Source organism: Eubacterium callanderi, from assembly GCF_900142645.1.
GTDB classification, from domain to species: domain Bacteria; phylum Bacillota; class Clostridia; order Eubacteriales; family Eubacteriaceae; genus Eubacterium; species Eubacterium callanderi.
The window spans coordinates 26,662-52,000 of record NZ_FRBP01000007.1; the positions used below are offsets into that span (position 1 = coordinate 26,662).

The window sequence follows — 25,339 nt, forward strand, 5'->3', positions numbered from 1 at the left end:
CAGGAGCTGCGCAAGGAAGCCGAATTTAAATACATCTCATGTTAATCTTCAACCCGGTCCTAAAATTTTAGAGCTGCTGGGCGTACAGCCAATTTAAATACATCTCATGTTAATCTTCAACCAAAGAAAGTAATCCCGGTTTTGTTTTTAATAACGAATTTAAATACATCTCATGTTAATCTTCAACTTTTAAAGTTTTATGAGAATTATGCGCTGCTGGAATATTTAAATACATCTCATGTTAATCTTCAACAGAAATTTTTGAAAAAAATAATAAACCTTTGGGAATATTTAAATACATCTCATGTTAATCTTCAACGCTCTATGAAGGCGCTACGGCAAAATCTGGCTGTTGGATTTAAATACATCTCATGTTAATCTTCAACCCATCAACAGCGGCGGCGTGGGCACGGCAATGCCATTTAAATACATCTCATGTTAATCTTCAACGCGCGCTGGAAAGAGATTATCTGCGACAAAGACCATTTAAATACATCTCATGTTAATCTTCAACTGAACGCCGGACCGCTGATCGGGAAAAGGAAAAAGCATTTAAATACATCTCATGTTAATCTTCAACCCGCGTCAATTCCAGCGTCAAAGAGACGATCAAGCATTTAAATACATCTCATGTTAATCTTCAACTTCTAATCAGTTCAAGGGCTGGCTTATTCTCGACCATTTAAATACATCTCATGTTAATCTTCAACAGGTTTTCTTTTCTAAAATGGTTTCCGAACGGGCATATTTAAATACATCTCATGTTAATCTTCAACGGCTTCCAGCTTTTCATCGTGCAGCGCGTAGACGGATTTAAATACATCTCATGTTAATCTTCAACCATAATAATCAAGCCATTCTTCCTCTATTTATATTCTCTAAGACCCTTGATTTCAAGCCATTTCTCTACAAATTTACCAGCCGCAGAGATTTTCGTCAATTCTTCTTTCAAATGGCGCTCAAACCTTTTGTTTAAAAGGATTTTGACTTTTTAAAATTTTCTGTGCCTGGTAAAACAGAACTACAGAAAAAGGTCTTCTGAGGATTCGGAGATGCCCATGACTTCTTCTCCAAAGACATTTCCATTCAGCAGTTTTACAATACAGACGAAGTCTTCATCTTCAACAATAATTTTTTTCAGTTCGTTTTTCAGGGCAATCAATTTTGAAGGGGTTATGTCTCCTCTGAATACAGATTTCTGATAATGCACAAGATATTTTTTGCAAATTTTAAAAATTTTAGCCACACGCTTTTCATTAATATCATAAAACACGAAGGCATAATTATAATTAAAATTTTTATCTGTACTCATAGCTTCTCTCCCATATTAAAGGGGATAAATGGCTTTTCCTCAAGAATGTCTTTGATCAGCTTATAGCAGTCCAACTTCAACGCAGTCCGATAGCTGGTCTTTCGTTTGAGCTTTGGATGCTCAAACACACTGTCCAAACGGGCTTCAAAGGCGCTAATAAAAATTTTTCGCCCCTCCTCATTCAGGATACAATAATTCAGCTTTTTTTCAAAATGCTTGTCTACCTGTAGTTTTCGGTTATTGACCACATCAAAAATTGTCTTGAAAACAATGGCTGGTTTAAAAACTTCGCATAAATCGAGGCTCAGAGAAAAACGTCCCTCTGAAGGCTCATGAAGAAAGCTGATCCGCTGGTCAAGATGGGTCTGATAAATCACCGACACGGTTTTGCTGTACAGCAGGCTGTTTCCAAAGGAGACCAAAGCATTGATTGGATTATCCGGAGGCCGTTTGACCCTTTTGTTCATGATAAAATCTTCAGGCAGAAAATACTGAAAGCTGCTGTAAAACCGTTGCCAGATTTCGCCCTCGGCCTGCAAAACCTGCTTGACATCCTCTGCTTTGCCGAGCCGATCAGGCAAGTCATGCCTGATCCAGTCAATGGTCGGCTTGACGTCTTTTTTATCATGCTTATAATAATGATACAGCAGTTCATCGATATTCTTTCCAATGCCGCCTACGATGGCCTTCGCAATGCCTAAACGCCGATTTTCAAATGCTTTTACCTGCGCGATGAGCAGTTTCCCGCTGACCAAATGCTCTTTGGGATAAAAGGTACCGCTGTAACCGCCGTAATAGTTAAAAAAATGTACAATGATTTCATTTTTCGCCAAAAAATCCAACAGCTTGGTGTTCAGCGATATTTCAGACATACAATAAATCTCACTGACCTGCTCAACTGGAATATACTTGTTGCGGCTGCCCACTCGAAAACACAGCGAATTATCCTTTCGGCTCAGCTCACCCATGGAGGTTAAATACTTTGTTGTTCCCATTTTACCTTCTCCTATAAAACACAGTAGTCAAAATACGCGCATTGACGACACTTTTTACCCGTCTCCCGCTCAGGCGGAAAGGGGGTTTCCAGCAGTGTCTCAATGGCGCGAATGATTTCCTCTAATTCTTTTTCGCGCTCCTGGGTTAAATCCTCATAATAGATTTTCCGCTCGGCCTTTTTCTTTTCGATAAATTCAATTTTTCCTCTGCGCTCGATCCCCTTATCCTTCAGAACCTTTAAATAAAACAGTACCTGCCATTTGACCGCTTCATAATCCGCATCCGATTTTTTTACCTCGACCAGATAATCCTTCGTAATCTTATCTAAACGGATATTCTCAATGCTGATTTCCGTCGATTCACTTTCTTCTGCCCTTATCTCGTGCAGGGCTTTTCCAATTTTCACATCTTCACTGTTGCTTTCCAGGTTGATGCGGTTTCCATGCAGCCAGCACTGCCTTTTACAATGAAAATAATAATTGACCAGGGTTCCGTTAACCTTCATTTTATTTTCCTCACAGAAAGTCGTTTTCACGCTTTAGTTTTTCACGGCTGAATTTTCCGTTTTCAAAAAATCGCTCGCCGTCCTTAAAATAGTACAGCTCACCCAAAAGCTCGTCTTGGCACAACACACAGGCATCAGCAAAGCTTTTGTCAACTTCATAGATAAAGTAGTCCATCTTTGCCTGCACCTCTGACAGACGGACCCGCTTTTCAGCATAGGGCATTGCCGCATCCTGCAATAGCGCTCCGTAGGATTTCCACACCTGGCTTCCAACAAGGACTTCTCCGTCTTCACTGATAACCTCCGTATTCAGGAACAGGGATACTTTCCTCCGATTATCGTCAATCAGGCGCATCCTTTCCTGTATCTCGGGAAAATTGAAAGTCCACAGATGCCGGTCCCGAAAAACTTCCAGATTTAAATCATTTTCTTTTCGGCTCTGCGCCTCAAGGCCTTCTAAAACGCAGGCATAAAATTTTGAAAATTCTTTATTGATCAGGATTTCCTGCATGGCCTTGTTGGCGCCGGTCAGCCTCAAATTATCGGCTTTACGGATATCCTTCTGATAAATCATATCGGGTGAATCCAGGTTGAAAAAATACACGACAGCGCCTTTTTTCCGGCAGGAACGGTTGATTCTCCCGAGAAACTGTTCCTCGGCGTCCAGAATAGAGGTGTCTTTAAAGCCAATGTCCATGTCGATATCGACGCCGGCTTCTATGACCTGGGTGGCTACCAGTATGATATTTTCTGCTGTTCTCACCTGGCTGATAATCCGTTTGCGTTCCGCCTTGTGGTCATCCCCGGTCATCAGTTCAATGGATACCCGATCATTTTCCACAACGTCCTTCAAACGGTTATAGAAATCAACAGCCGAAGCTTTTTTGATAAACTCAACCACAATTTTGTTTTCAGCGTCTGGATTTTTCCTGAGGGCGTTTGAAACCTCGAGGACCTTTTTTAAAAGCGCATCAAAGGTTTCTTCCGGTTCCAGCTCCAGCATGGAGAAATCCAGCTCTACTCTGTCTTTAAACAGGGGATTCTGAAAATAAAATTCCCGGTTTTTCACGAGATAAGTCACCTTTTCATCTCCAACACTGAGCCGGTTTAAATCTGGCAGGGTTGCGGACATAATGATCACTTTAAAATTTAGAATACGCGCATAGGCTTTCAGAAAGATAATGATTTCCTTCCAGATCTGGTTTTTATAGCTCTGTATTTCATCGAGAATGATGACGGAATTCGCCAGATGCGCCAGCGGAAATACCGCCTCGCGGCCTGTTCCGAAAATACCCTCAAAAAATTTCACATGGGTGGTCAGCACAATGGGATAGTGCATAAACTGCCGGGCCAGCAGAGACTTTTCATAATCAATTTTATCCTGCCTTGTATAATCCCATTCGCCTTCATCGGTCGTTTCCCCGTATTTCTTGATGGGTGTAATGCTGTTAATGACCCCCATTTTTTCGCCGAGGGCTTTCCCAAAGCATTCTTCCAGGGAATCCCGGGTTTGCTCGACCAGGGTGTTGAAGGGAAAAACGTAGAGAATCCGGTTGAGCTGTTGATCCTTTTTTATGAGCTGCAAAGCCAGATTGATGGAGGTTTTCGTCTTTCCAGAACCGCAAGGCGCCTCCAAAAAAACCACATTATCCTCTTGGCTATGAAGCAGATTTTCTTCTGCTTCTAAAAACAACCGGCTTCTTAAAATATTAATATCGCCATCAGGCGCTTGATCTTTTTTAATTTTTCGGATATTTTGTGTGACGGGATCGGCATTGAACGCATCTAGATAGGGCGTGACGTCATCCAGTACGCCAAAATCATCAACCGGGGCGCCGTTCATGTATTCTGAGGTTGCGTAGAAATCGCAGGCAACCAGAATAGCGTAGAGGAATCGGGTATAGATGTAAAAATCCACACATTTCCACGGGTTATTTTTATGTATAATATTCAGCCTTTCCTCAAAAAACAAACCGAGTCCAGCGGCAGTGTCAAAAGTCGTCAGATTCCTGTAAGCCTCCAGTTCCTCTCTCGTCTCGCTCAAATCATTCTCAAACCGCTCCAGAAAAACGCTGAATTCCGTCAGACTGCCGTGATGCTTTTGGATGACAAAGGTGTTGAGCAGCAGAAAAACGAAAAACAAATCATACTGCCGGTCGTCCTCTACCGCATCAATTTTTTGATAATAATAATCAAAATAAACGCGGGCTGAAAAAGCAGAGTGGTTCTGGTTATTGGATTCAGTGCGACTAAAAGCCTTGTTTTGCATCTTACCCCGCTGAAAATTGGGATTAATCTTTCCAATGTCATGCAGATAAAGGATATTCAAAATCATTTCGCGCCACAAAGACACCGTTTCTCTGGCGCAGTCTGGAAAAAAGTTTTTTTCCAGACATCTGAACACACTTTCCAGGTGTTTTTCCCGGCACAGAAGACCGAAATAATCCAGAGTTAAATCCAGATGCTCCTGTAAGTTTTCCGCTTTTTTTTCATCTTTGATGTGTGCATAAAAGGGCTTATCGGTTTCGATAAGCCCTGCAAAATCAAAAACTGGCGTCTTTTCAAAATAAGAATCTACTTTTTTAGAAAAAGACATAATGTCTCTCCTCCAGACGGAAAACGCTGGCCGCATCGGTCAGAGAAACCCGCTGATTCGTGTCGATCATCGCCTGCGTCACGTATTGGTTACATGCTGGTTCCAGAGCCACCGGAAGTCGTTCCTGGTATTTGTATGGTACTTCCCGGCCAAGAGGGCGGCGGACAGAATTCTCTGACAGGCTGCCCTGATTTGCCGGAAAAAGTCCGTATACTCTCAAATTCTCCCTTTTTGTCTCTGCCTCCAGTTCCACTTCCTCCACATTTTCGATGACCGCAGTATGGTCGTTTTTTCCAAGGTAGGGTAAAAACTCAAACCGGGATTCTAAAATCCGCTCCGCGAGGTTCTCAGACTGTGGATCGTCTACGAGAAAAGCAATCTCCCACTTCGGATTTTCCAGCCATTGCTCCTTGACGATGAGGTTCCCGCCCTCCTCCTTAGAGGCATAGCCCACCGAATTGTTAAAGGTCTGTACCTTTTTGGGAATATAGCCCTTTTCATTCAGCGGACAGATCGATACCTTCAGACTCTTCAGCTTTTCATAAAACTCCGGGTAGGTTTCTGCTTTAGTCTGCCCGTTATACCCCCGGAAGCCCATCACCGCACCAAATATTCCCAGCAGGGCGATCTTATGGATACAGCCGTAGGTATAATAGCAGTAAGTATTGACATCCGGTTGTTTGAAAAAAGCGGTCTTCCCCCTTAACAGAAATCTCAGGGCTTTCATTTTAAAGCGCTTCCTTTGTGAAAATATGGTAGGCCTTCGCCTTATCCAAGCTGCCTTCCAGGATTGTCGTCAGGGGATTATAATAGATTTCTATGGATAAAATCCGGTCGCCAAAGGCGTTTAACAGCTCGTCTAACCCTAAAGATATGACGCCTTTTTCATTATCCTCTGTTTTTTTAAATCGGATAAATTGCGCTAAATCCGGCAAGTACAGATCCGCTTCCGTTTCCACAAACAGGCCAAACTCATTTTCACAGCCAACCTTTGCATTGGTGTTAAAGGCCGTAGCGGCCATTAAAGCGGCTTCCTTGAATTTTTCATAATCGTCTTCGGTATAGCCTTCAGTTACGCCCATTTCCATAAAATCTTTGTAGGCTGTCGGATTAATGGCAAATCCGTAAAAATAATGGGCTTCGTTGCTGACAATTTTTGTGCCGAGGGTGGACTGCTCAGCATCTTCCTTTGTGCCATCTCTAAAGGGTGACAGTATCTGCTGTTCTTCAACATTATGGCCGTCATATTGATTAAAACCCTGGGTGATCTGGACCGCCCCGGTGATGGAAGTGTTATTACCGCCCTCCGCAAAGGTTGCACCGAAGTTTTTGACATCGATGGCCTTAAAAAGATTTGTTAACACTGCTTTATTATCATTTGTTTTTTTAAGATCCTCTACCTCAAAAATCTGTTCATAGCGCTCCTTCAATGATCGCGGACGCACCTTGATGCCTTCTTTTTTATCTTCTTCCGCTTTGAAAGACTTAATATAGAGCACTTTTTCTCCCTGTTCATCCCACATTTTTTTCATGGGGTATTTAAAGGCTTTGTCACTGCCAAACACCTCACCTGTGGAAATCGCTTTTGGCATTCCGCTAAAATCGGCATTCCAATTGGCCATAATTGATTTAATTCCGAGCACACCGTAAACACGTTTATTCATTTTCTGCTTCTCCTTCGTTTTTATTTTTCTTTTCATAGACCAGGCTTCTGTCCAAATATCCCGCGATAAGCATCTGACTGTCCGTTTTTTTATTCTCTGGCATATGCAGCAAAAACATCGAGTATAGCCTTGAAATCCTCTGGGGGTATTTAATCGCGTAATTATACTTTTTATACAATCTCTCTAAAACAACCTGAAGCTGCTGCGCTGTTCTCGCGTTAATAACCGGATTGACGAGGGCTGGTGTTGGTTTGCTTGACTGGTTTAAAGAAAGCAAAAACTGGGCGATCTGTCCGGCAGCATAATAATACATTGCATCGTCTTCAATTGTACTCCGCGTGTCGCTGTTTATCATTTCACTTAAACGCTCAAAAATCTCTTCATATGTTTGTTCCATTCTTTCTCCTCCTTCAAAATAATTCAATATTGATTCCCGCACATTAAACTGTTCGATCGCTTTTGGAATATGTCTGTTTAAAATTGAATTTTTAATCAATACCAGCGAGCTCTCCGCAAAAAAGGATCTTACAGCCACGGACTCTCCTTTAAAAAACCAGTTGAAATACCCGGTACGGCACCTGAGCAGCTCCTCCTTAACCTTTGTATCATTGAGCCGGATATCCTTTGCGTCTGTAAAAAAATTTGTGATTAAAAACTTTTTTAAAAATACTGAATTAATAAGTATTTTTACATCTTCGAGTTTTTTAACTTTTTCATACACTAGATCTGTCGCATTCTTTTCCGGAACAGGGATATACTGTTTCAACTCAATGGGCTCGATTTCCGCTTCAAACCCTGTAATCTCGTCGAAGTCGTGGATTTCAAGCTCTTTCCCCTTTTGTATTCTCAAATAATACCCTTTAAAGGATTGTTTGAGTGATTCGTTGTTGCTGAGCGCTATTATTCCGTCTTTCTCGTTTAAATAAATATTGCTTTTCCCAAGGCAGGCCTGATTGTATAAATAATCGAAAAACTTCTTTTGGACTGCCACTTCTTCTGTCGAAATCAGGTAAGGCATGGTGTTTTTACGAGTCTTGTTTTCGAGATAGGGTTTTTTCGCGTTAAGACCCATATTGTCATTGGGCAAACCAAAAATTTTATCCTCCACAGGCACATTATAGTCGGTCGTATTGTAAACATTCGGGATGACATAGCGCCGGTTTTCGCGCTGGTAAGCTTCTTTATTCGCATCAAAATAGATTTTCAGGTAGCTTTTATCGTCTTTTAAATGGTTATCCTGGACAATGGAAAAAATATTGTTTTTAATCCAGTCTTTATGCCTTTCAATCATCTCCAAGTCAGGCTTTCCAATCTCAGCCTCAACCACCTCATAAAGCTCCAGTCCCTTTTTCCTGTACTTATTTTCCGGCGCTTTTAAAAGTCCGTAATAATCATCAATAATCTCCTGGGTCAGTTTAACCTTTCCGTTTTTATCTGGTCTTATGCTGTCCTTTTTCACCCAAAACGCGTAATAATTATTACTGTGAATAACTTTCTTTTTATCAATGGGTTTATTCATGTCAATAAGCGCAGAGAGATAATCCTTTTCAATAAAGCTTTCAAAATCCTCCGGCGGTTCTTTCTGCTTCGGCAGTTCTTTAATCTCTTTAATCGCTCCATCCCTGTCGACCAAAACATAAGAGCCTTCCGCTGGAACATAGGTATCTAAAATCAGGCTTTCCCCTTTTTCTTCATAAATTTTTTTAAAGACATCAAGACATTCCTTAAGCATTCAATCACCCCTTTCTAAAGGTATCTATAACCACAGAAGCCGTTTCCCCTGGCATTATTTTCTCCAAGCCCGCAGCCCAGTGCCATGTAGGCAAGCTCCTGAGCCATGGGATTCTGCGCAAGCTGCAAAGTAATCTTGTCTCCCAATAAGGTTATTCCTTTATAAGGACAGGAGATCGGGCCTTTATTGTCAAATTGCAGATGCGTGTAAAGATCAAAGTCTTCGTCACATTTTTCACCCGTGAAGTTGTTATATTTTTTGATCAGGTTTTCCTTAAGCCTCCGTTCAAATTCATCAAGTGTGACAATCTCTTTCCAATAACCGCCATCGAATTTCTGGATGACTGGCGTTAACGTGTAGATTCGGCTGATGGGAATTTTTTTGATTCTTCTTACGGCCATGGTCAGGGACTTCATCTCTTCGGTATAAGCATTGATGAGGTGTTCCTTGAAATAATTCATCAAATTTTCATCTATTGTCCGTATCTGTATGGTGTAAATTTTATCCTGTCTGTAGACTCTCTCACTCTCTACTGGACAAAAACCAGAAAAGCAATAATTTTTATAGCTGATCTTTTGATGAAACGCCGCCATCTTTTCATTCTGGACCAGCGCTTTGTCAATCAATGCGCTGATTTTTTCCTGAACTGAATTAATTGAAATATCCTTGAGTAAAAATACTTTTAACCGTCCTTCGTAAACCTGCATATCCATCACCCCATTTTAATAATTAAAAATTCAGAAAGTTCTATAGTTCTTTAAAAATACCAGCACACAATGCTTTTCTGAATTCCCAGTTGAAATCCTCTGTATGCTGATAAATTTCTATTTCAGAAAAGTTAGATTCCACTTCGATTGTATCACGTTTACAGTTGAAAGTAAATAAAAAAAGAACCGACTAGCGGTTCCTTATACTCCTCACAATATTAAACGCCAAACAACCTCTGACAATTCTCAAATGTTGTTTCCTGCACCTCTTCCACTGGTATCTCCTTAATCTCTGCGACCTTTTCGGCCACAAAACGGACATAGGCGGGCTCGTTGCGTCTTCCCCGGTAGGGGACTGGGGTGAGGTAAGGGCTGTCGGTTTCGATGAGAAGCCGGTCCAGCGGCATATATTTGACCACATCGGGGGCTTTTCTGGAATTTTTAAAGGTCAGGGGGCCGCCGATGGAGAGGTAGAGCCCAAAATCGAGGAGAATCTTGGCCATCTCAACACTTCCGCTATAGCTGTGAAATACCCCGCCGACATTGGGATCAAGACAGGATTTTACCATATCCAGGCAGTCGCCGTGGGCATCGCGGTCGTGAACGATGATGGGCTTTTTCAGTTCATTTGCCAGGCCGATCTGTTCCTCAAATACCTTCTTCTGCAAATCTCTCGGAGCGCCATCGTCATAATAATAATCCAGGCCAATTTCTCCAATGGCCAGTACTTTATCCTGTTCACACCACTTTCGGATCATTTTTGGGTGCTTATTTTTATCAAAGGACGCGCAGTCAGAGGGATGAAACCCGACACCGGCATAGACGATATCATAGGTCTGGCTCAGCTCTATAGCGCGAACGCTGGTACTTTCCTCGGTGCCGGGGTTTAAAATAAAACCGATACCGGCCTCCCGGGCATTTTCGATGATCGTATCCACTTCATTTTCAAAACGCTCGTCATCTAAATGCGCGTGGCTGTCTGCTAACATTTTTATCACTTCCTTCTGGTTTATTATAATCGAACAGATGTCATTATGAAAGTCCTTAAAAAGATTTATTTCCAAATTTCCAGAATAAATTCAAAAAAGAGAAAAACCCTCGCAACGCATAAGGGGGGACGTTGTCTCGAGGGTTTCTCTATAGGGGAGAGGGGGGGTAATATATGATTTTATTCCGCTGTGAGCCTCACTACTCACAGCTCAATAAACAAATCTGCACCGCTTGAAACAGGGGAGTTTCAATTGGTATTTGTTTATTTGTCTATAGTATACAACCTTTTGAAAATAAGTCAATAGTGAAATGCGTTGCACCTTTTCTGTAACAGTTTTCACGATAATGATACTCGTTTTCGCTCTCACTTTGTGCAAACTTCCCTTCAGAAAGTTTTAAGCTTTTTGTGTTCTCGCCGATGTTTTATTCTGTCGGTCCACTTCCATGGTAATTCTTTTCTTCCGAACATTGCTTAAAATTTCTGTGAGTCCGTCACTGTCCTCAGCTTGGATCATTTTTTTCATGGTGTCCATACTTTTTTCAAACTTTTCAATCTGGTCTACCAATGCTTCCTTATTGCAGATAAACAGCTCTGTCCACATGCCTGCATTGATCATGGCAATGCGTGTGAGGTCTCCGAAACTGCCGCCTTCATAATCCGTGATGTGGAGATCCTCCTCACTGTCCACCAGGGCACTGGCGATAACATGGCAGAGCTGCGAGGTAAAGGCGATCTTCTGGTCGTGGACTTCTGCAGTGGTTTCCACGATATTCACAAAGCCCAGATTGCGGATAATCTCTTTGATAAAAGCCAGATTTTCCGGTTTGTTTTCCGGCTGAGGAACTAAAATATAATTGCGGTCCTTAAAGATGGCATCATCTGCATTGCCGAAGCCTTCTTTTTCGCTGCCGGCCATCGGGTGGCCCAGAATCAAATCCAGATCCTCCCGAAGCACTCCCCTGAGTTGATCGACCAACAGCTTTTTAACGCCGGTAATATCAGTGATAACAGCGTTCTCTTTGAAGTCCTCCATATATTCCAAAATAAAATCCAGCGCAAGCTGTGGATAAAGACAAATCACCACCAGATCAGATACTCCCAGAATCTGGCGGATCCCTTCCGGTTCGCTGACACCCCAGTCGATAACCTCTTTCCTCAGAGCGTCCTCCAGAACCTCCTCGTTAATGTCAAAGGCGCAGATCTTATCCGGCCCCTGCTTTCGGATGCCCATGGCCAGGGCGCCGCCCATGAGTCCCAGACCGATAAAGCTGACAGTTTTTCCTTTTAATGTCTCCATCCTAAAGAACCTTTCCCTCAAATTCTGCGTATTTTTTGAGTGTGGTCATAATTTTATTGAATTCATCCGGCGTAATGGCCTGGTCCCCGTCACACAACGCTTCCTCAGGCTTATTGTGCACTTCAATCATAACGCCGTCCGCGCCGGCGGCAATGGCGGCCTTTGACATGGATTCCACCATCCAGTTAATGCCTGTGGCGTGGCTGGGGTCAATGACCACGGGCAGATGGCTCTTTTTCTTGAGCAGTGGGATACAGCTGAGGTCAAGGGTATTGCGGGTCGCGTTTTCAAAGGTGCGGATACCGCGTTCACAGAGGATCACCTGCTCATTGCCGCCTGCCATGATGTATTCCGCTGACATGAGGAATTCCCGCATGGTAGCGGACAGGCCGCGTTTCAGCAGAATCGGTTTATCAATTTTGCCAAGTTCCTTGAGCATGGTGAAATTCTGCATATTACGGGCGCCAACCTGAATAACATCCACCTCATCAAAGAGCGGCAGCTGAGACATGTCCATCAGTTCAGTCACAATGGGCAGCCCGGTTTCCTTTTTAGCCAAAAGCAGCAGCTCCAGACCATCTGCGCCCATCCCCTGGAATGAGTAAGGCGATGTTCTGGGTTTGAAAGCGCCGCCTCTCAAAAATTTAGCGCCAGATGCTTTGACAGCTCGGGCAATTTCAATGATCTGTTCCTCACTTTCCACAGAACAGGGGCCTGCGATAACGGAAACATGGCCCTCACCGATGAGGTTTCCCTGAACATCAATAATTGAATCATCTGGATGGAAAGCACGGTTTGCTTTTTTGTAAGGCTCCTGTACCCGCATGACCTTTTCAACGATATGATTTGAACGCAGCTTATGGACGTCAATGGTCTGGGTCTCTCCAATTAAACCTAAAATTGTATGATCCACCCCTTGAGAGTAATGGATTTTTAATCCCTGGTTCTCAATGGCAGCGGCCAGTTTCTGTACTTCTTCTTCCGGGGTTCCTGGTTTTACGACAACAATCATTTGTATTTCTCCTTAGGTTTTTATTTGAATTCACGGCCTGCATGTGCACTTGCAGGCATTTTAGGGCAAAAGAAAAGGGAGACTCACCGAGTCTCCCTTAATAAACTGATTTTTCTTCAGTATTGGAAAATTTACAATGCCTCTATGACACCGCAAAACGACTCTCAGGTGAACTTAATTTCATGCACGCAAAGTAACCAGCACCATAATAATAGCCCTGGCTAAAGTAAAAGTATGCATTTAAGCTCATTCTTAAATCCTTCATGACGTTTTTCCTTTACTGAGTTTTTTAAGTTGTTTTTCATTATAGACCTGTTTCCGCGAGTTGTCAACGCGTTTTTGTAAAAATACATTCTCAAAACTTCCTGTTAAAACCGGATGAGCTCCTGATAGATCTTTTCGATGAACTGGTCCGTCATACCGGAGATATAATCAATGATGGCCCGGTAGAAATCCAAAGGTTCTTCGGGAATGTGGTAGATGATCTGGTTTTGCAGAGGACATCCTTCTGTCCGCCGGTCGGTCTGATTCCAGTAGTCGCTGATCCAGTTCATAAAATTGGTAGTTAACAGGGGGAATTGCTTTTGAAAATAGGGAAGTTTCTCCGCAATCTCGCCTCTATTGTAGAGCTCCTTCAGCGCGTCGTACACCCGGTGTATAATCAATTCGCCATAGTCTTTATAGCCGTTCAGCCGCTCGTGATGGTAGATGTTTTTTACATTAAAATCCTGGATATTTTTCAAGACCTCGAAACCCTCGTCAGAAAAACGCAGGCCATTCGCAACAGAGCTGTTTTTTCCAAGGTCCAGGATCAAAAGGTGAATCACCGTGGTGTTGTTGACATTTCCTCTGGATTGTCCCTGCTTTTCAAAATACTCTGCCACGATGCCGTCAAGTATCTCCAACTGGCCGTCACTCAGAATATCCAGCGTTTGCGCGTCCTCGATGTCACGGCCCAGGTAAGATATTTTGTCGGCCAGCTTAACCACACAGCCCTCCCATGTAAAGGGTGAAAACTGGTTGACGCGCTTAAAGGTTGACAGGTCAATGGCTTCTTCTCTTGGGTACAGGGCGGCCTCGCTGACTTCGCCGCAATGGGAAATAATACCATCCCGCACCCCGTAGGTCAAATCAAGATTATATTTTTTCCGGTCCGGCCCTTCCAGAAGCTCAATATTATCCACAAAGTGCAGCCCGTTTTTTTCATGCCAGTAATACTGACCATTCTGGCCGCTCCATAGCTTCTCATCTCGGACAATGTCATTGAGCACTTTTTCACCGTGATGGCCGAAGGGCGGATGCCCCAGATCATGGCCGATGGCAATGGCTCTTGCCAGCTCTACGTTAAGCCCCATGTACTCACAGATGGTGGACGCTACCGATTCCACGTAGTTTACATGCTCGATACGGGTACTGATGTGGTCATTCCCCGGCGAGAAAAACACCTGGGTTTTATGCTTGAGACGCCTGTAGGCTGTACTGTGGAGTATCCGTGTAAAATCTCTCCCAAAGGGTGTGCGGATATCGCCTTCCTTCTGGTACAGCGTATGCTGTCTGGCAGTGGCGGCCTTCCATTTTCCGGACTCTGGAACAGTTGCCACCCTAGCCAGACGCCCCTGTGTATTGATCATTTCCTGTCACCTTCTTTCCGTAAATTCTAAAAAAAGCCCTCCGGGCTTTCCGTCGGGCTTTCTTCCACAAATGGATTCCTCAGGTCCAAATGCTTCCTTAAATTTTATTATACAGCACTTTTAAAAGCCCGTAAAGCATTATTTGCATTGACAAGCATATGGAATAATGGTATATTACATATAATTCTTATTAAATTAATATGTTTTCATGCATTAAGGAGATAAATCATGGATAAAAACTTGAAATTTGAAACCCTCCAGCTTCACGCCGGACAAACCCCGGACCCTGCAACCCATTCTGTGGCAGTGCCCATTTACCAGACCACTTCCTACGCCTTTGACAGCACCGAACACGCAGAAAACCTCTTTGGCTTAAAGGAAAACGGCAATATCTACACCCGTATCATGAACCCGACCTCTGACGTACTGGAAAAGCGTATGGCCGCCCTTGAAGGCGGTGTCGGCGCTCTGGCGGTAGCTTCTGGCTCTGCGGCTATCACCCTGACGATCATGACCATCGCCCAGGCCGGTGACGAAATCGTCGCTGCCTCTACCCTTTACGGCGGCACCTTCAACCTTCTTGACGCGACTCTGCCAAAATTCGGCATCCGAACCACCTTTGTGGACCCGGACGATCCTGCGAACTTTGAAGCTGCGGTCAATGAAAACACCAAAGCCATTTACATCGAATCCCTCGGCAACCCCAGCATCAACATCGTCGATGTCGAGGCTGTTGCGAAAATTGCCCATGACCATAAAATCCCGCTGATCATCGACAACACCTTTGCCACCCCTTATCTTTTCAGGGCACTGGATTTTGGCGCGGACATTGTGGTTTACTCTGCCACCAAGTTCATCGGCGGCCACGGCACCACCATCGGCGGCGTCATCGTGGACGGCGGTACCTTTGACTGGGCAGGCAGCGGCAAATTCCCGGAATTCACAGAGCCTGACGAAAGCTACCACGGCATTGTCTACACCCGGGATGCCGGTGAGGCTGCCTTTATCACGAAGGCCCGTGTCCAGATGCTCCGGGATACTGGCGCCTGTATCAGCCCGTTCAATTCCTTTTTGCTTCTTCAGGGCCTTGAAACCCTCTCGCTGCGGCTGGGCCGCCATGTGGAAAACACCCGCCGGGTCATTGACTTTTTATCCGGCCACCCCGCGGTTACCTGGGTAAATTATCCTGACCAGACAGACAGCAAATACCATGCTCTGGCCAAAAAATATTTTCCCCGCGGCACAGGCTCCATCTTTACCTTTGGCATTAAAGGCGGCATTGAGGCTGCACGCAGGTTCATCGATCATATCCAGATTTTCACCCATCTCGCCAACGTAGCGGACGCCAAGTCCCTGGTGATCCACCCGGCGACCACGACCCACCAGCAGCTTTCCGGCGACGCGCTGCTGGCAGCTGGCATTACAGAGGATATGATCCGCGTGTCTATCGGTCTGGAAAACGCCGGTGACTTAATCGGCGCCCTAGACGACGCGCTGCAGCTTTCACAGAAATAGAAACAGGGAGAGTATAATCAAATGAAAGTCTATGAAGAACTAACCGAGCTCATCGGCGGCACACCGCTGCTGAAGCTTAACCACCTGATGGAAAAGGAGGCGCTGGAGGCTAACCTTTTCGGCAAGCTGGAATTTTTCAATCCCGGCGGCAGTGTCAAGGACCGGATCGCCCTGTCCATGATCCTCGACGCAGAGGAGAAGGGCCTCCTTGCTCCCGGCGGCACGATCATTGAGCCCACCAGCGGCAATACAGGCATTGGCCTGGCTTTGGTGGCAACCCTCAGAGGGTACCACCTCATTCTGACCATGCCGGAAACCATGAGCATTGAACGGAGGAGCCTGCTCAAGGCTTTTGGCGCAGAAATCGTCCTGACCGATGGCGATATGGCCATGCAGGGCTCCATCGACAAGGCCAGAGAGCTTAACCAGAAGATTCCAAACTCCATTATTCTGGAGCAGTTTGAAAATCCCGCCAACCCCATCGCCCATGAAAAGACCACCGCTGTCGAAATTTTAGATGACCTGGACGGAAGCGTGGATATCTTTGTGGCCGGCGTTGGCACAGGCGGCACCCTCGGCGGCGTGGGAAAGGGGTTAAAGGAAAAAAATCCAGACGTGCAGATCATTGCTGTGGAGCCCTGGAGTTCACAGGTGTTAAAGGGTGAGCCCGCTGGCTTTCACGCCATCCAGGGGATCGGCGCAAACTTTGTTCCAGCGGTCCTGGATCTTGACATCATCGATGAGATCATTCCAGTCAAGGATGAAGACGCCTACGCCTACGCCCGTGTGTTAACCAAAACTGAGGGCCTTCTGGTCGGTATTTCCTCCGGCGCCGCGGTCTGGGCAGCCATAGAGCTTGCCAGGCGGCCAGAAAACGCGAAAAAAAACATTGTTGTCCTGATGCCCGACACAGGAGAACGCTATTTATCCACACCGCTTTTTAATTAAATAAAGCCCGGGCAGGCCGGATTGCAAGGCGCAGCAATCTGACCTTAACCGACATTAACTAAAAAAGGAAGTGACTCTATGCCTATTAAAATTCCAGGCGATCTGCCTGCTTTTCAGATTCTCGAGAATGAAAACATCTTTGTCATGGACCAGGACCGGGCAACCACACAGGATATCCGTCCGCTGAAAATCGCCATCATGAACCTGATGCCCACCAAGATTGTTACCGAGACCCAGCTTCTGCGGCTCGTGGGCAATACCCCTATCCAGGTGGATGTCACCCTTTTGCAGTCCGATACCCATGACTGCAAAAATACCGACCAGGCGCATCTGGATACTTTCTATAAAACCTTCAGCGATGTACGCTACGAATACTTTGACGGCCTGATCATCACCGGCGCGCCCATCGAGACCCTCCCCTTTGAGGAAGTGGACTACTGGGACGAGCTGGTGGATATCATGGACTGGAGCCTGACCCACGTCTATTCCACGCTTCACATCTGCTGGGGCGCCCAGGCGGCTTTATACCACCACTACGGCGTGCCCAAGCACAACCTGGACCACAAGCTCTTCGGCGTTTTCGAACACCATCTTGAAGAAAAATACATTCCGCTTTTCCGCGGCTTTGATGATATTTTTTACGTGCCCCACTCCCGTCATTCCGAGGTACGGCGCGAGGATATCGAAAAGGTACCAGAGCTCTCCATGATGGCCATGTCCGACGACGCGGGCGTATACATTGTAACCGCCAGGGAAGGGCGGCAGATCTTTATCACAGGCCACAGCGAATACGACTGGGATACTCTGAAAAAAGAATACGACCGGGATGTCTCTCAGGGGAAGCCCATCAATGTTCCCAACAACTATTACCCGGGCGACGACCCTTCGAAAAAACCCGTGGTGCGCTGGCGAGGCCACTCCAATCTGCTTTTTTTCAACTGGCTCAATTATTACGTTTATCAGGCAACGCCCTATGACCTGGATAACAATCCGGATTTTGATCATCACTAAACGATTTTCCGCAAAAGCTGTACCATTCCTCAAAGGGATGCTACAGCTTTTTGTTTTCTAAAAAACATCAGCCATCACGCTCAATCCCAGCGTTATAAAGGACAGCAGCCCCTGCCGGCAAATTGCTTTGTCCCGGCAAGTATGATATAATTTGTTCTGTAAAGGTACCAAGAAAGCAAACTATAAAAAATACTGATCTTTTATGAAAAACAATTTATATTTTGGCCTGTAAATGATCGCACCCGAAAGAAAGGCAAGCTCTCCATGAATAAAAATAATCAAAAAAGCAAGGACGGAAACTGGCAAATTTCCTTCTCGCCGATTTTTCGGTATGTTGCTGTTTTTTGTCTTTTAATTTTTGCCACCATTATGCTTGGCGGCGCTGTTTTGTCCTTCAGCCAGATGAAATCCAACGCCCAGGTTTTATTGTCGAATGTCCATGCGCAGACTTCGCAGCGCATCGACGAATCCATTACGCTATTGGAATCACTGGCAAGCCTGCCGGAGTTTTATGACCCAAATGTCCCGCCCATTGAAAAGGTGAAAAAGCTCGACCAGATGTCCCCATACTTCGACTACCTGATGATCTGTTATGTGGATTCCAATATCACCGTCTACTCCGATGGTTCCGAGCCTGCCAGCCTGGCCAGCCGGGATTATATGCAGCGGCTGTTTTCCACCGGACAGCGCCAGGTTACCGACAGCTTTGCCGCCGGAGCCGACGGTGTAACCCTCAATTATACAGTGGCTGTTCCTCTGCTTGACGCGCAGAATAATATTACCGGCTGTCTCTTCTGCGCCATCTATTTTGACGAGGTGGTCGATATTTTAAAACAGTCCGCGGCCACCAGCGGCTATGAGGCAACCCTGATCGGTTCACAGGGGCAAATCATGTCCTCTACCGCGGGGCTGCCCTACGGTGAGCCGCTGATGAAGGAGCTGCAAAACGCCAGGGTCATCGGCACAACGCCGGATAAGCTTCAGGAGCAGCTCTTAGCCGCGGAACCAGGGGATTACTGGAGCCTCCAGAACGGCAGTCTTGTCTACACTGCCTACCAGCGGGTCGAGGACACAGGCTGGGATTTGCTGTGCTCTGTTGATTTCCGTACCGCTTTCCTGGGAATCCTCCCCAGCCTCCTGTTGGTCGCGGCGCTGGCGGCGCTGCTGTGTCTTGGACTGTCCTTTCTGCTGCGGCGTTATATTGCGGGACAGATGCATAGCGTGGACCTCCTTGTAGAATCTGTGGAAAAGCTTGAAAAGAAGCTCTATCAGGATGAGCGTCCCGAAAACGTCGATTTCAATGAAATTATCCGCCTGACCAGCGATGGCCTGTCCGACGCCTTAACTGGTCTGGTGACCCGTTCGGTATTTCTCAACCAGGCCGAGACCCAGCTGCAGAAGATCAATCCCGAATATACCAGCGCCCTCTGCTTTGTGGACATGGATAACCTCAAATCCATCAACGATACCTATGGCCACTACGGCGGCGACGTCGCCCTGAAAAATGTAGGCTATATCTTTCGGGAATACGAGAAGAAATACGACGGCCTCGTCAGCCGGTACGGCGGTGATGAGTTCGTCATGCTGCTGATCAACCTGGACGACGAAGCTGAACTGCGCAGCGTGCTGGAGGAGCTTGTTCTGAGGCTTCATTCTGAAATCGGCTCAGCCGGTCAGCAGATCAATGTCCAGTGCAGTGTTGGCGTATCCCTCTGCCAGCCTGGCATGAAGCTGGAAAAAATGATCGCCGACGCCGATGAGGCCTTGTACTTTGTGAAACAAAACGGAAAAGGTTATTACAAAATTCATCAGAACTGAGGTGTGTATGAAACAGCGTGTCAAGCGGCGGCTTCTGGCCTGTGCCGTTATTCTGCTAATCCTGGCTTTCACCGCAGCACTGGGTATGGGCATGACCCGGGCGCTGACCGGCATCCGCCGGAGCGACGCGGAGCAGATTCTCCATTTTTACAGTGAAGATATCCAATTTCAGCTTCAGGGCCGGTTAAACGAAGCTGACGCCCTGGCCCAAATGGCATTGATCATGGACAGAAGCAGCACTGCCTGGTTTGAAAACGCAGCGGCGCCTCTGCTTTCGCAGGAGCAGGTGCGCTATGTCTGCCTGATCGAAGGCGATACCATTACCAGCGCCCTTCCCAGGGAAACCTTCGGCTATCAGACAGGTCAGAGCCTGAGGGATTTATCCTATATTTTTACCCTTTCCAAGGTCGTCAAAGAACTTGTGATCGAGGGTCCTGTTGTGCTGGAGGGCGCATCAGATGACCGGCCGGTCTTTCTCTTTCTGCAGCCCTTTGTCAAGGACAACGCCTATCTGGGGGAGGTAGCCCTGGCTCTGGACAGCGAGTATGTCTTGGGGCAGCTCAGCCTCCAGTATCTCTCAGACCAGGGATATGACTATGAATTATGGCGTGTTAATCCCCAAAACGGCGGCAAGGACGTCATCGCCGTTTCAGGCAGTAATATCGATTTCTCCAACGCGGTAAAAACCTCCTTTAACCTGCCGACAGAGTGGAACATCAGCATCCAGCCGACAGACGGCTGGATTTCTCCCGCCAACCGGGCTGTCATCATCAGCAGCTGTTTTGCCGCTGCACTTCTGATGCTGGGTATGGCCTGCGCGATGTACCAGTCCCTCACACGAAAATGGATTTTAAAGAAGGTCTCCACCGTAGATATCCAGACAGGTCTTTACAATCTGCCCGGTTTTACCGCCGCCCTGGATGGATGGCTCTCCGACGATAGCAGTGGCCCTGTTTATCTTTTTTACTTTGTGTACGAAAGCTACAATCAGGTATCACAGCTGATCGGCCCGGCAGAGGAATCCATCTTTTTAAAGAGTATTCCCGAACGTCTCAATGCCTTTATCCAGAGCCCCTTTATCGCAGGGCGCCTGGGCGATGGCAATTTCGCCATCGCCGTCTGTGAGGATATGAGCCTTAACCAGCAGGAGGACTTCGCAAAGGGCGTAACGCTTGAGCTCCTGCTGAGAACCCGCCTGAACGGCAAGAAGCTCTTTTTAACCACCCACTATCAATACAGACACTGCAGCGCCGGCAGAAACCAGGCCGAAAAGGAAATCACCGCACTGGTACACAGCTATTATGAACACCGTTCCAGCGAATCGCCTGCCCACCGGCTTACCGAAAAATGCCGCCAGCTGATCGCGGGGCAGAATAATGTCACCTTTGACGAATATACAGACCTTGAAATGATGGAGCTCTCCAAAACCTTTAATCAATACCGGAAACAGGTTGAGCAGCTGGCCTACTTTGACCCGGTCTTCAATGTGGGGAACCGGTCAAAATACCAGCGGGACGCCAACATGCTCATCTCCTATGATAAAAAGCGCCCCTTCAGTCTTTTCTGTGTGGATATCTGCGCCTTCAGCCAGTATAACCAGCTGTTCAGCGCAGATATCGGCGACAGAATTTTGCATGAGGTTGTACAGCGTCTGTCGCGGCTCTTCGGCAACTACCTGTACCGCATCAACGGTGACGTCTTTCTGGGCATTACTCTGTCTGGCGAGGATGAAACCTCTTTTGCCACCAAGCTCCAGACCCTGCTCTCATCACCGGTCACAGCCGGGCACGCCACCTTTACCCTTCGGGTGCGCACAGCCGTTTGCCTCTACCCCGCAAACGGCCCGAGCCCGGAAATTCTCCTGGACCGTATCCAGTCCGCCATGCGCTACGCCAAGGAGTCCGGCCAGAAGATCATGTTCTACAATGATGAGCTGGACGAAATTATCCGCAGCGAGGCCGATATTATAACCCGGCTGGAAGCCGCCATTAAAGAGGAAACCCTTGAGGTCTGGTATCAGCCGATCATGCACCTGGCCACAGGCTCCTTTAGCACCGCAGAGGTGCTGGTGCGTCTGCCGGATGGTAACGGCGGTTTTTTCTCCGCCGGCCAGGCTGTCGCCCTGGCAGAACGCAGCGGCATGGTTGACCAGCTCGGCAATTATGTCCTCAGCCGGGCGGGCCGGTTTATCAACGCTCAGGGCAAGGCTCTGGGTTTAAAAAACATACATGTCAATCTCTCGGTTCAGCAGCTTTTGGTGGAAAACATTTCAGACCATCTGCTCAGCATCATCCGCGCTTCCGGCGCAGACAACGGACAGATCACACTGGAATTAACCGAGAGCGTCCTCATTCAGTCCATTGAGCACGCCTCTTCCACTCTCGAAGCCCTGCGCCAGGCAGGCATCCAGATTGCCCTGGATGATTTTGGCGTAGGCTACAGCAGCCTCAACTACCTCTTTAACCTGCCCGTAGACGTCATCAAGATTGACCGTTCGCTGACCCAGCAGATCTGCACAAGCCATAAACAGCGCGCCCTGCTCAACAGCATTGTAGAGATGGCCGAAGTCAATGCGCTGACGGTTGTGGCCGAAGGGGTTGAGACCCTGGAAGAGCAGAGGGAGGTCGCGGCCTCCGGGGTACAGTATATCCAAGGCTATTATTACGCGCGGCCCATGTGTGAAGAAGCCCTGACTAAATTTTTAAGCCAGAAGACCCGCGCCTCAGACAATTAAATCAAGGCTTAACAAAAACAAGCGCCGCCTGCAAAACCGTTTTTAGAACGGCAATGCCAGGCGGCGTTTTTTAAAGACAAAAATTTATTTAAAATAACTTTGAAAAGAGTTATGCACAATTAAGCTTGCAAATTTATAGAAGAGGGGATATAATGATAAAGTAAAAGCAAATAAAAAGTGCGGCATCCGGCAATGTGCGGGAACACATTACCGGCTTGCGCAGGTGAAGACACCACCATACACAACGGCCCTCCCGGGCACGTACCGCTTATTTATTATATGCCATTTTGTGTTTTATCACAAGTGATTTTTTGTGCGCCAAGCTAATAAAGCGGTGTATTTGTGTAACGCGTTTTCGGAGAAAGAGATCGAGGGGACTTCTGTATCCTTAATTCGTTTTTTGAAGCTGTGTATGGTCACGTCTGGCCCTGCATGGCTTTTTTGTTTGCCTTCTGCGGGGCAGCGGGGCTGAACCCCTGTCCCGCGGATAAAAACACAATGACGGAGGAAAGAAAAATGCAGGAACTCGACCACAAGGCCATTGGCCTTCGCATCCGCAAACAGCGGACCTTTTTAAATATGTCACGGGACCAGCTGGCCAGAAAAATCGGCATCACCCCCACCTTTCTGGCAGATATTGAGCTTGGCACAAAGGGCTTTTCACTCAAAAGCCTGAATTATTTCTGCAGCACCCTCAAAATGTCGTCGGACGCGATCCTCTATGGGCCGCGGGAGTACATGGGTACAAAATATTCAGCCATACTGGAGCTGCTTGAGCGCTGCCCCAAGGATAAAGGCAAATACGCGGAAGAGATTCTGACCCTGTTTCTGCTGAGTCATGACCCGGTTGAGGAAGTACCCAGAGCCCAAAAATAAAAAAAAGCAGCCCGCCACGGCTGCTTTTTTACGCTGCAAAAACAAGGTTTAGTCTGCTTTATTCAAACAGCACTTCTTATACTTTTTTCCGCTGCCGCAGGGGCAGGGATCATTCCGGCCAACCTTTGGCGGGGCGACGATGGGCTGCTGTTTTGGCGGTTCACAGGAAAAATCAGGCGCCTCTGTCACCGTCGTATAGCGGTCCTCCGCACTCCTGCTGATAGCCCGGCTTTTTTCCAGCCATTCGTCCGCTTCCTCCGTTTTGCCAAGAATGGTGCAGACCTCAGCTATCTCGTCATACAGGAGGTCGATATCCCGGTAGTGGAGCAAATCCAACTCAGGCTGCTTGGCGCATTCTGCCAGCACAGTATCGATTCCCCTTTTATAAATGGTGTAAGCCCTCTCATTATCGTCACCGTGCCTTCCGCCATATTCTCTGGCGTAGCCTGCCCAGAGATAGACATCTTCAGGATCTTCCTCGAGCATTTTTTCAAAAAGGGCGTCTCCCTCTTCACGCTTTCCCAGTAAATAATAAAGCTCTGCCAGGTTCTGCTCAATATCTCCCGTGCTCCAGGACCGCTCAAACTCCCCGAGCATCGTCGTGCAGAAGATTTCCCGCTCCCGCGCTTTACCTCTTCCGGAATTTAAAAACACCATCTCCAGATCGCCAAGCCAGTTCCCAAAGCTGACACATGCCCTGCTATTCGCCTTGCTGTCAAGGCAGGCCAAAAAATTGCGGCTCCCCGTTTTACGGTTTTCCTCAACGAACTTTTCCCATATCGGGTACCAGACATCAATGGTTTTATCGATATTTTTTTCTACGAAGCTATACCCTCTCCGCATTTCCTTCATCAAATCGGCTGTTTCTTTTTCTGTAAACATTTTTCCCCTTAATCTGCTTTAATTTGTAATGGTTTAATCATAATACATTTCGAAGTAAATTATTCTTACAAAAAAATTATTTCCGAAATGCTTTAAAATTTTATTTTACCGGTTCGGCCGTTTCAGGCGATGCTGCCGTCTCCTCCTCCAGATCTTCGGTTTCTTTTCTCTGATAACTCAGTCCTTCTTATCACTTTCACGCGGATTTGGATTTACATTTGCCTCGTTTTCTGCAGCCTGCGCATGGATCGAGAATTTCAGAAAGCACCCGCTCGTCAAGTGTTTCTATTATTTCTTTTTCTTTATACAAAATGTTATAAGCCTCATACTTTCTGTGATTCCGGATTTCCCTTTCGCACTGTACTTTCAGGTCTTTATTTGTTCTTTGCCAATAGTCCATTTCCTCATCTTTTCCGAGGCTTTCGCACAGCGCTGCAAAGCCCGCTATAAAAATATCCGCGCCGTTTTCTATGAGTATGCTGGCATCCATTCTGCTGTTCAAAAATGCCGCCGCACCTCTTTCACAGATACGGTAAGCCTTGTTCATATCTTTCTTTGTTTCTTTTTTCGTATAGTGCTCAGCGTAGCGCTGCCAGCCAAAAAAATTCACCGGATAATCTGAAAGCGCGTTTTCCACCAGCGCATTGGCTTCATTTTCTTTGCCCTGCAGATAAAAAAGATCGGCCAGGTTAACCTGAAAAACGTTCCGGATATTGCCTGTATCAAAATCATTCATCATAATTTTGCAGAACTCTTCCCGCTCCTTCTCCCGATTGCGTCCGGACCAGAAGAAAGCCGACACCAGATCATCAAACCAACCGCTGATTTCCATCGCTTTCCAATAATCCCTGATGCCCGCATATAAATAGGTGCTCTTCATTGCTTTACTCTCATTTGCAATTTTCAGGAAAACCGAATACCAGATATCGATCGCTCTGTTTGCATCGCTCTCATACAATTCATCCCCCTGAGCAATTTCTTCCAATAGCACGTCTGTTTCAATTTCTGTAAACATATTAAATCCCCTTACTTTTGTAATGGTTTAATCTTAGCACAGCAAGAAATAAAAGTAAATCATTTCTCATAAAAAATTATTTTTCTTAAAGATAACT

The 25,339-nt window shown here is 46.3% G+C and carries 19 protein-coding genes, 1 pseudogene and 1 CRISPR repeat array; of the genes and pseudogenes, 6 read left to right on the forward strand and 14 right to left on the reverse strand.

Going from position 1 to position 25,339, the window contains the following annotated elements; genetic code table 11:
• The first annotated feature begins 23 nt into the window (after positions 1-23).
• Positions 24-841: a CRISPR direct-repeat array (repeat unit 30 nt; unit sequence ATTTAAATACATCTCATGTTAATCTTCAAC).
• A 180-nt stretch (positions 842-1,021) separates the two neighbouring features.
• The 12 genes from cas2 to BUC22_RS10455 form a co-directional block, all read right to left on the reverse strand.
• A complete protein-coding gene (gene cas2, locus BUC22_RS10400) occupies positions 1,022-1,312 on the reverse strand; it encodes a CRISPR-associated endonuclease Cas2 (protein ID WP_013378500.1) in 291 nt (96 codons plus the stop codon).
• A complete protein-coding gene (gene cas1b, locus BUC22_RS10405; RefSeq protein ID WP_013378499.1) occupies positions 1,309-2,307 on the reverse strand; it encodes a type I-B CRISPR-associated endonuclease Cas1b in 999 nt (332 codons plus the stop codon). The genes cas2 and cas1b overlap by 4 nt, the downstream gene beginning before the upstream one ends.
• 11 nt (positions 2,308-2,318) lie before the next feature.
• Positions 2,319-2,813 carry a CRISPR-associated protein Cas4 gene (gene cas4 / locus BUC22_RS10410; protein ID WP_013378498.1) on the reverse strand — a complete coding sequence of 165 codons (495 nt, stop codon included), beginning with the start codon at positions 2,811-2,813 and terminating at the stop codon, positions 2,319-2,321.
• Positions 2,814-2,823: 10 nt separating this feature from the next.
• Complete coding sequence (locus BUC22_RS10415) at positions 2,824-5,409, reverse strand: CRISPR-associated helicase/endonuclease Cas3 (RefSeq protein ID WP_013378497.1); 2,586 nt, start codon at positions 5,407-5,409, stop codon at positions 2,824-2,826.
• Positions 5,396-6,136, reverse strand: a complete 741-nt coding sequence (gene cas5b / locus BUC22_RS10420; protein WP_013378496.1) for a type I-B CRISPR-associated protein Cas5b — start codon at positions 6,134-6,136, stop codon at positions 5,396-5,398. Before cas5b ends, BUC22_RS10415 begins: the two co-directional genes overlap by 14 nt.
• A gap of 1 nt (position 6,137) precedes the next feature.
• The gene (locus tag BUC22_RS10425) at positions 6,138-7,073 is read right to left on the reverse strand and encodes a type I CRISPR-associated protein Cas7 (RefSeq protein ID WP_013378495.1); all 936 of its coding nucleotides are present in this window, start codon (positions 7,071-7,073) and stop codon (positions 6,138-6,140) included.
• Entirely contained in the window at positions 7,066-8,805 is a 1,740-nt protein-coding gene (locus BUC22_RS10430; protein ID WP_013378494.1) for a hypothetical protein, read from the reverse strand. Before BUC22_RS10430 ends, BUC22_RS10425 begins: the two co-directional genes overlap by 8 nt.
• A 14-nt stretch (positions 8,806-8,819) precedes the next feature.
• Entirely contained in the window at positions 8,820-9,512 is a 693-nt protein-coding gene (gene cas6 / locus BUC22_RS10435; RefSeq protein ID WP_013378493.1) for a CRISPR-associated endoribonuclease Cas6, read from the reverse strand.
• Between the two features lie 218 nt (positions 9,513-9,730).
• On the reverse strand, positions 9,731-10,501 hold the full coding sequence (locus tag BUC22_RS10440; RefSeq protein WP_013378492.1) for a TatD family hydrolase: 771 nt from the start codon (positions 10,499-10,501) through the stop codon (positions 9,731-9,733).
• Between the two features lie 396 nt (positions 10,502-10,897).
• Positions 10,898-11,800, reverse strand: a complete 903-nt coding sequence (locus BUC22_RS10445; protein WP_013378491.1) for a prephenate dehydrogenase — start codon at positions 11,798-11,800, stop codon at positions 10,898-10,900.
• 1 nt (position 11,801) lies between these two features.
• Positions 11,802-12,812, reverse strand: coding sequence for a 3-deoxy-7-phosphoheptulonate synthase (gene aroF / locus BUC22_RS10450; RefSeq protein WP_013378490.1), 1,011 nt, complete (start codon positions 12,810-12,812; stop codon positions 11,802-11,804).
• A 368-nt stretch (positions 12,813-13,180) separates the two neighbouring features.
• Positions 13,181-14,443 carry a deoxyguanosinetriphosphate triphosphohydrolase family protein gene (locus BUC22_RS10455; RefSeq protein ID WP_013378487.1) on the reverse strand — a complete coding sequence of 421 codons (1,263 nt, stop codon included), beginning with the start codon at positions 14,441-14,443 and terminating at the stop codon, positions 13,181-13,183.
• 228 nt (positions 14,444-14,671) lie between these two features.
• On the opposite strand from BUC22_RS10455, the gene BUC22_RS10460 reads away from it, so the two are divergent.
• The 6 genes from BUC22_RS10460 (at position 14,672) to BUC22_RS10485 (ending at position 23,345) form a co-directional block, all read left to right on the forward strand.
• Positions 14,672-15,958: an O-acetylhomoserine aminocarboxypropyltransferase/cysteine synthase family protein gene (locus tag BUC22_RS10460; RefSeq protein ID WP_013378486.1), complete on the forward strand. Its 1,287-nt coding sequence runs from the start codon at positions 14,672-14,674 to the stop codon at positions 15,956-15,958.
• A 21-nt stretch (positions 15,959-15,979) separates the two neighbouring features.
• Positions 15,980-16,906, forward strand: a complete 927-nt coding sequence (cysK, locus tag BUC22_RS10465) for a cysteine synthase A (protein ID WP_013378485.1) — start codon at positions 15,980-15,982, stop codon at positions 16,904-16,906.
• Positions 16,907-16,984: 78 nt separating this feature from the next.
• Positions 16,985-17,917, forward strand: a complete 933-nt coding sequence (gene metA, locus BUC22_RS10470) for a homoserine O-acetyltransferase MetA (RefSeq protein ID WP_013378484.1) — start codon at positions 16,985-16,987, stop codon at positions 17,915-17,917.
• Between the two features lie 264 nt (positions 17,918-18,181).
• Positions 18,182-19,735 carry a sensor domain-containing diguanylate cyclase gene (locus BUC22_RS10475; protein WP_013378482.1) on the forward strand — a complete coding sequence of 518 codons (1,554 nt, stop codon included), beginning with the start codon at positions 18,182-18,184 and terminating at the stop codon, positions 19,733-19,735.
• 7 nt (positions 19,736-19,742) lie between these two features.
• A complete protein-coding gene (locus tag BUC22_RS10480) occupies positions 19,743-22,469 on the forward strand; it encodes a bifunctional diguanylate cyclase/phosphodiesterase (RefSeq protein WP_013378481.1) in 2,727 nt (908 codons plus the stop codon).
• Between the two features lie 516 nt (positions 22,470-22,985).
• Positions 22,986-23,345, forward strand: a complete 360-nt coding sequence (locus BUC22_RS10485; RefSeq protein ID WP_073382986.1) for a helix-turn-helix domain-containing protein — start codon at positions 22,986-22,988, stop codon at positions 23,343-23,345.
• Positions 23,346-23,393: 48 nt separating this feature from the next.
• Here BUC22_RS10485 and BUC22_RS22535 read toward each other — a convergent pair.
• Positions 23,394-23,471, reverse strand: a pseudogene (locus tag BUC22_RS22535) (SEC-C metal-binding domain-containing protein); the annotation flags it as partial.
• Positions 23,472-24,423: 952 nt separating this feature from the next.
• Entirely contained in the window at positions 24,424-25,242 is an 819-nt protein-coding gene (locus BUC22_RS10495) for a hypothetical protein (RefSeq protein WP_013378478.1), read from the reverse strand.
• Positions 25,243-25,339 lie beyond the last annotated feature (97 nt).

Bases quoted from the DNA above. Each gene is read 5' to 3' on its own strand.
- metA (WP_013378484.1), top strand. From the start codon at position 16,985: ATGCCTATTAAAATTCCAGGCGATCTGCCTGCTTTTCAGATTCTCGAG.
- BUC22_RS10430 (WP_013378494.1), bottom strand. From the start codon at position 8,805: ATGCTTAAGGAATGTCTTGATGTCTTTAAAAAAATTTATGAAGAAAAA.
- BUC22_RS10425 (WP_013378495.1), bottom strand. From the start codon at position 7,073: ATGAATAAACGTGTTTACGGTGTGCTCGGAATTAAATCAATTATGGCC.
- BUC22_RS10440 (WP_013378492.1), bottom strand. From the start codon at position 10,501: ATGTTAGCAGACAGCCACGCGCATTTAGATGACGAGCGTTTTGAAAAT.
- BUC22_RS10415 (WP_013378497.1), bottom strand. From the start codon at position 5,409: ATGTCTTTTTCTAAAAAAGTAGATTCTTATTTTGAAAAGACGCCAGTT.
- BUC22_RS10485 (WP_073382986.1), top strand. From the start codon at position 22,986: ATGCAGGAACTCGACCACAAGGCCATTGGCCTTCGCATCCGCAAACAG.
- BUC22_RS10495 (WP_013378478.1), bottom strand. From the start codon at position 25,242: ATGTTTACAGAAATTGAAACAGACGTGCTATTGGAAGAAATTGCTCAG.
- BUC22_RS10475 (WP_013378482.1), top strand. From the start codon at position 18,182: ATGAATAAAAATAATCAAAAAAGCAAGGACGGAAACTGGCAAATTTCC.
- cas5b (WP_013378496.1), bottom strand. From the start codon at position 6,136: ATGAAAGCCCTGAGATTTCTGTTAAGGGGGAAGACCGCTTTTTTCAAA.
- BUC22_RS10445 (WP_013378491.1), bottom strand. From the start codon at position 11,800: ATGGAGACATTAAAAGGAAAAACTGTCAGCTTTATCGGTCTGGGACTC.
- aroF (WP_013378490.1), bottom strand. From the start codon at position 12,812: ATGATTGTTGTCGTAAAACCAGGAACCCCGGAAGAAGAAGTACAGAAA.
- BUC22_RS10455 (WP_013378487.1), bottom strand. From the start codon at position 14,443: ATGATCAATACACAGGGGCGTCTGGCTAGGGTGGCAACTGTTCCAGAG.
- cas1b (WP_013378499.1), bottom strand. From the start codon at position 2,307: ATGGGAACAACAAAGTATTTAACCTCCATGGGTGAGCTGAGCCGAAAG.
- BUC22_RS10460 (WP_013378486.1), top strand. From the start codon at position 14,672: ATGGATAAAAACTTGAAATTTGAAACCCTCCAGCTTCACGCCGGACAA.
- cas2 (WP_013378500.1), bottom strand. From the start codon at position 1,312: ATGAGTACAGATAAAAATTTTAATTATAATTATGCCTTCGTGTTTTAT.
- cas6 (WP_013378493.1), bottom strand. From the start codon at position 9,512: ATGCAGGTTTACGAAGGACGGTTAAAAGTATTTTTACTCAAGGATATT.
- cas4 (WP_013378498.1), bottom strand. From the start codon at position 2,813: ATGAAGGTTAACGGAACCCTGGTCAATTATTATTTTCATTGTAAAAGG.
- cysK (WP_013378485.1), top strand. From the start codon at position 15,980: ATGAAAGTCTATGAAGAACTAACCGAGCTCATCGGCGGCACACCGCTG.
- BUC22_RS10480 (WP_013378481.1), top strand. From the start codon at position 19,743: ATGAAACAGCGTGTCAAGCGGCGGCTTCTGGCCTGTGCCGTTATTCTG.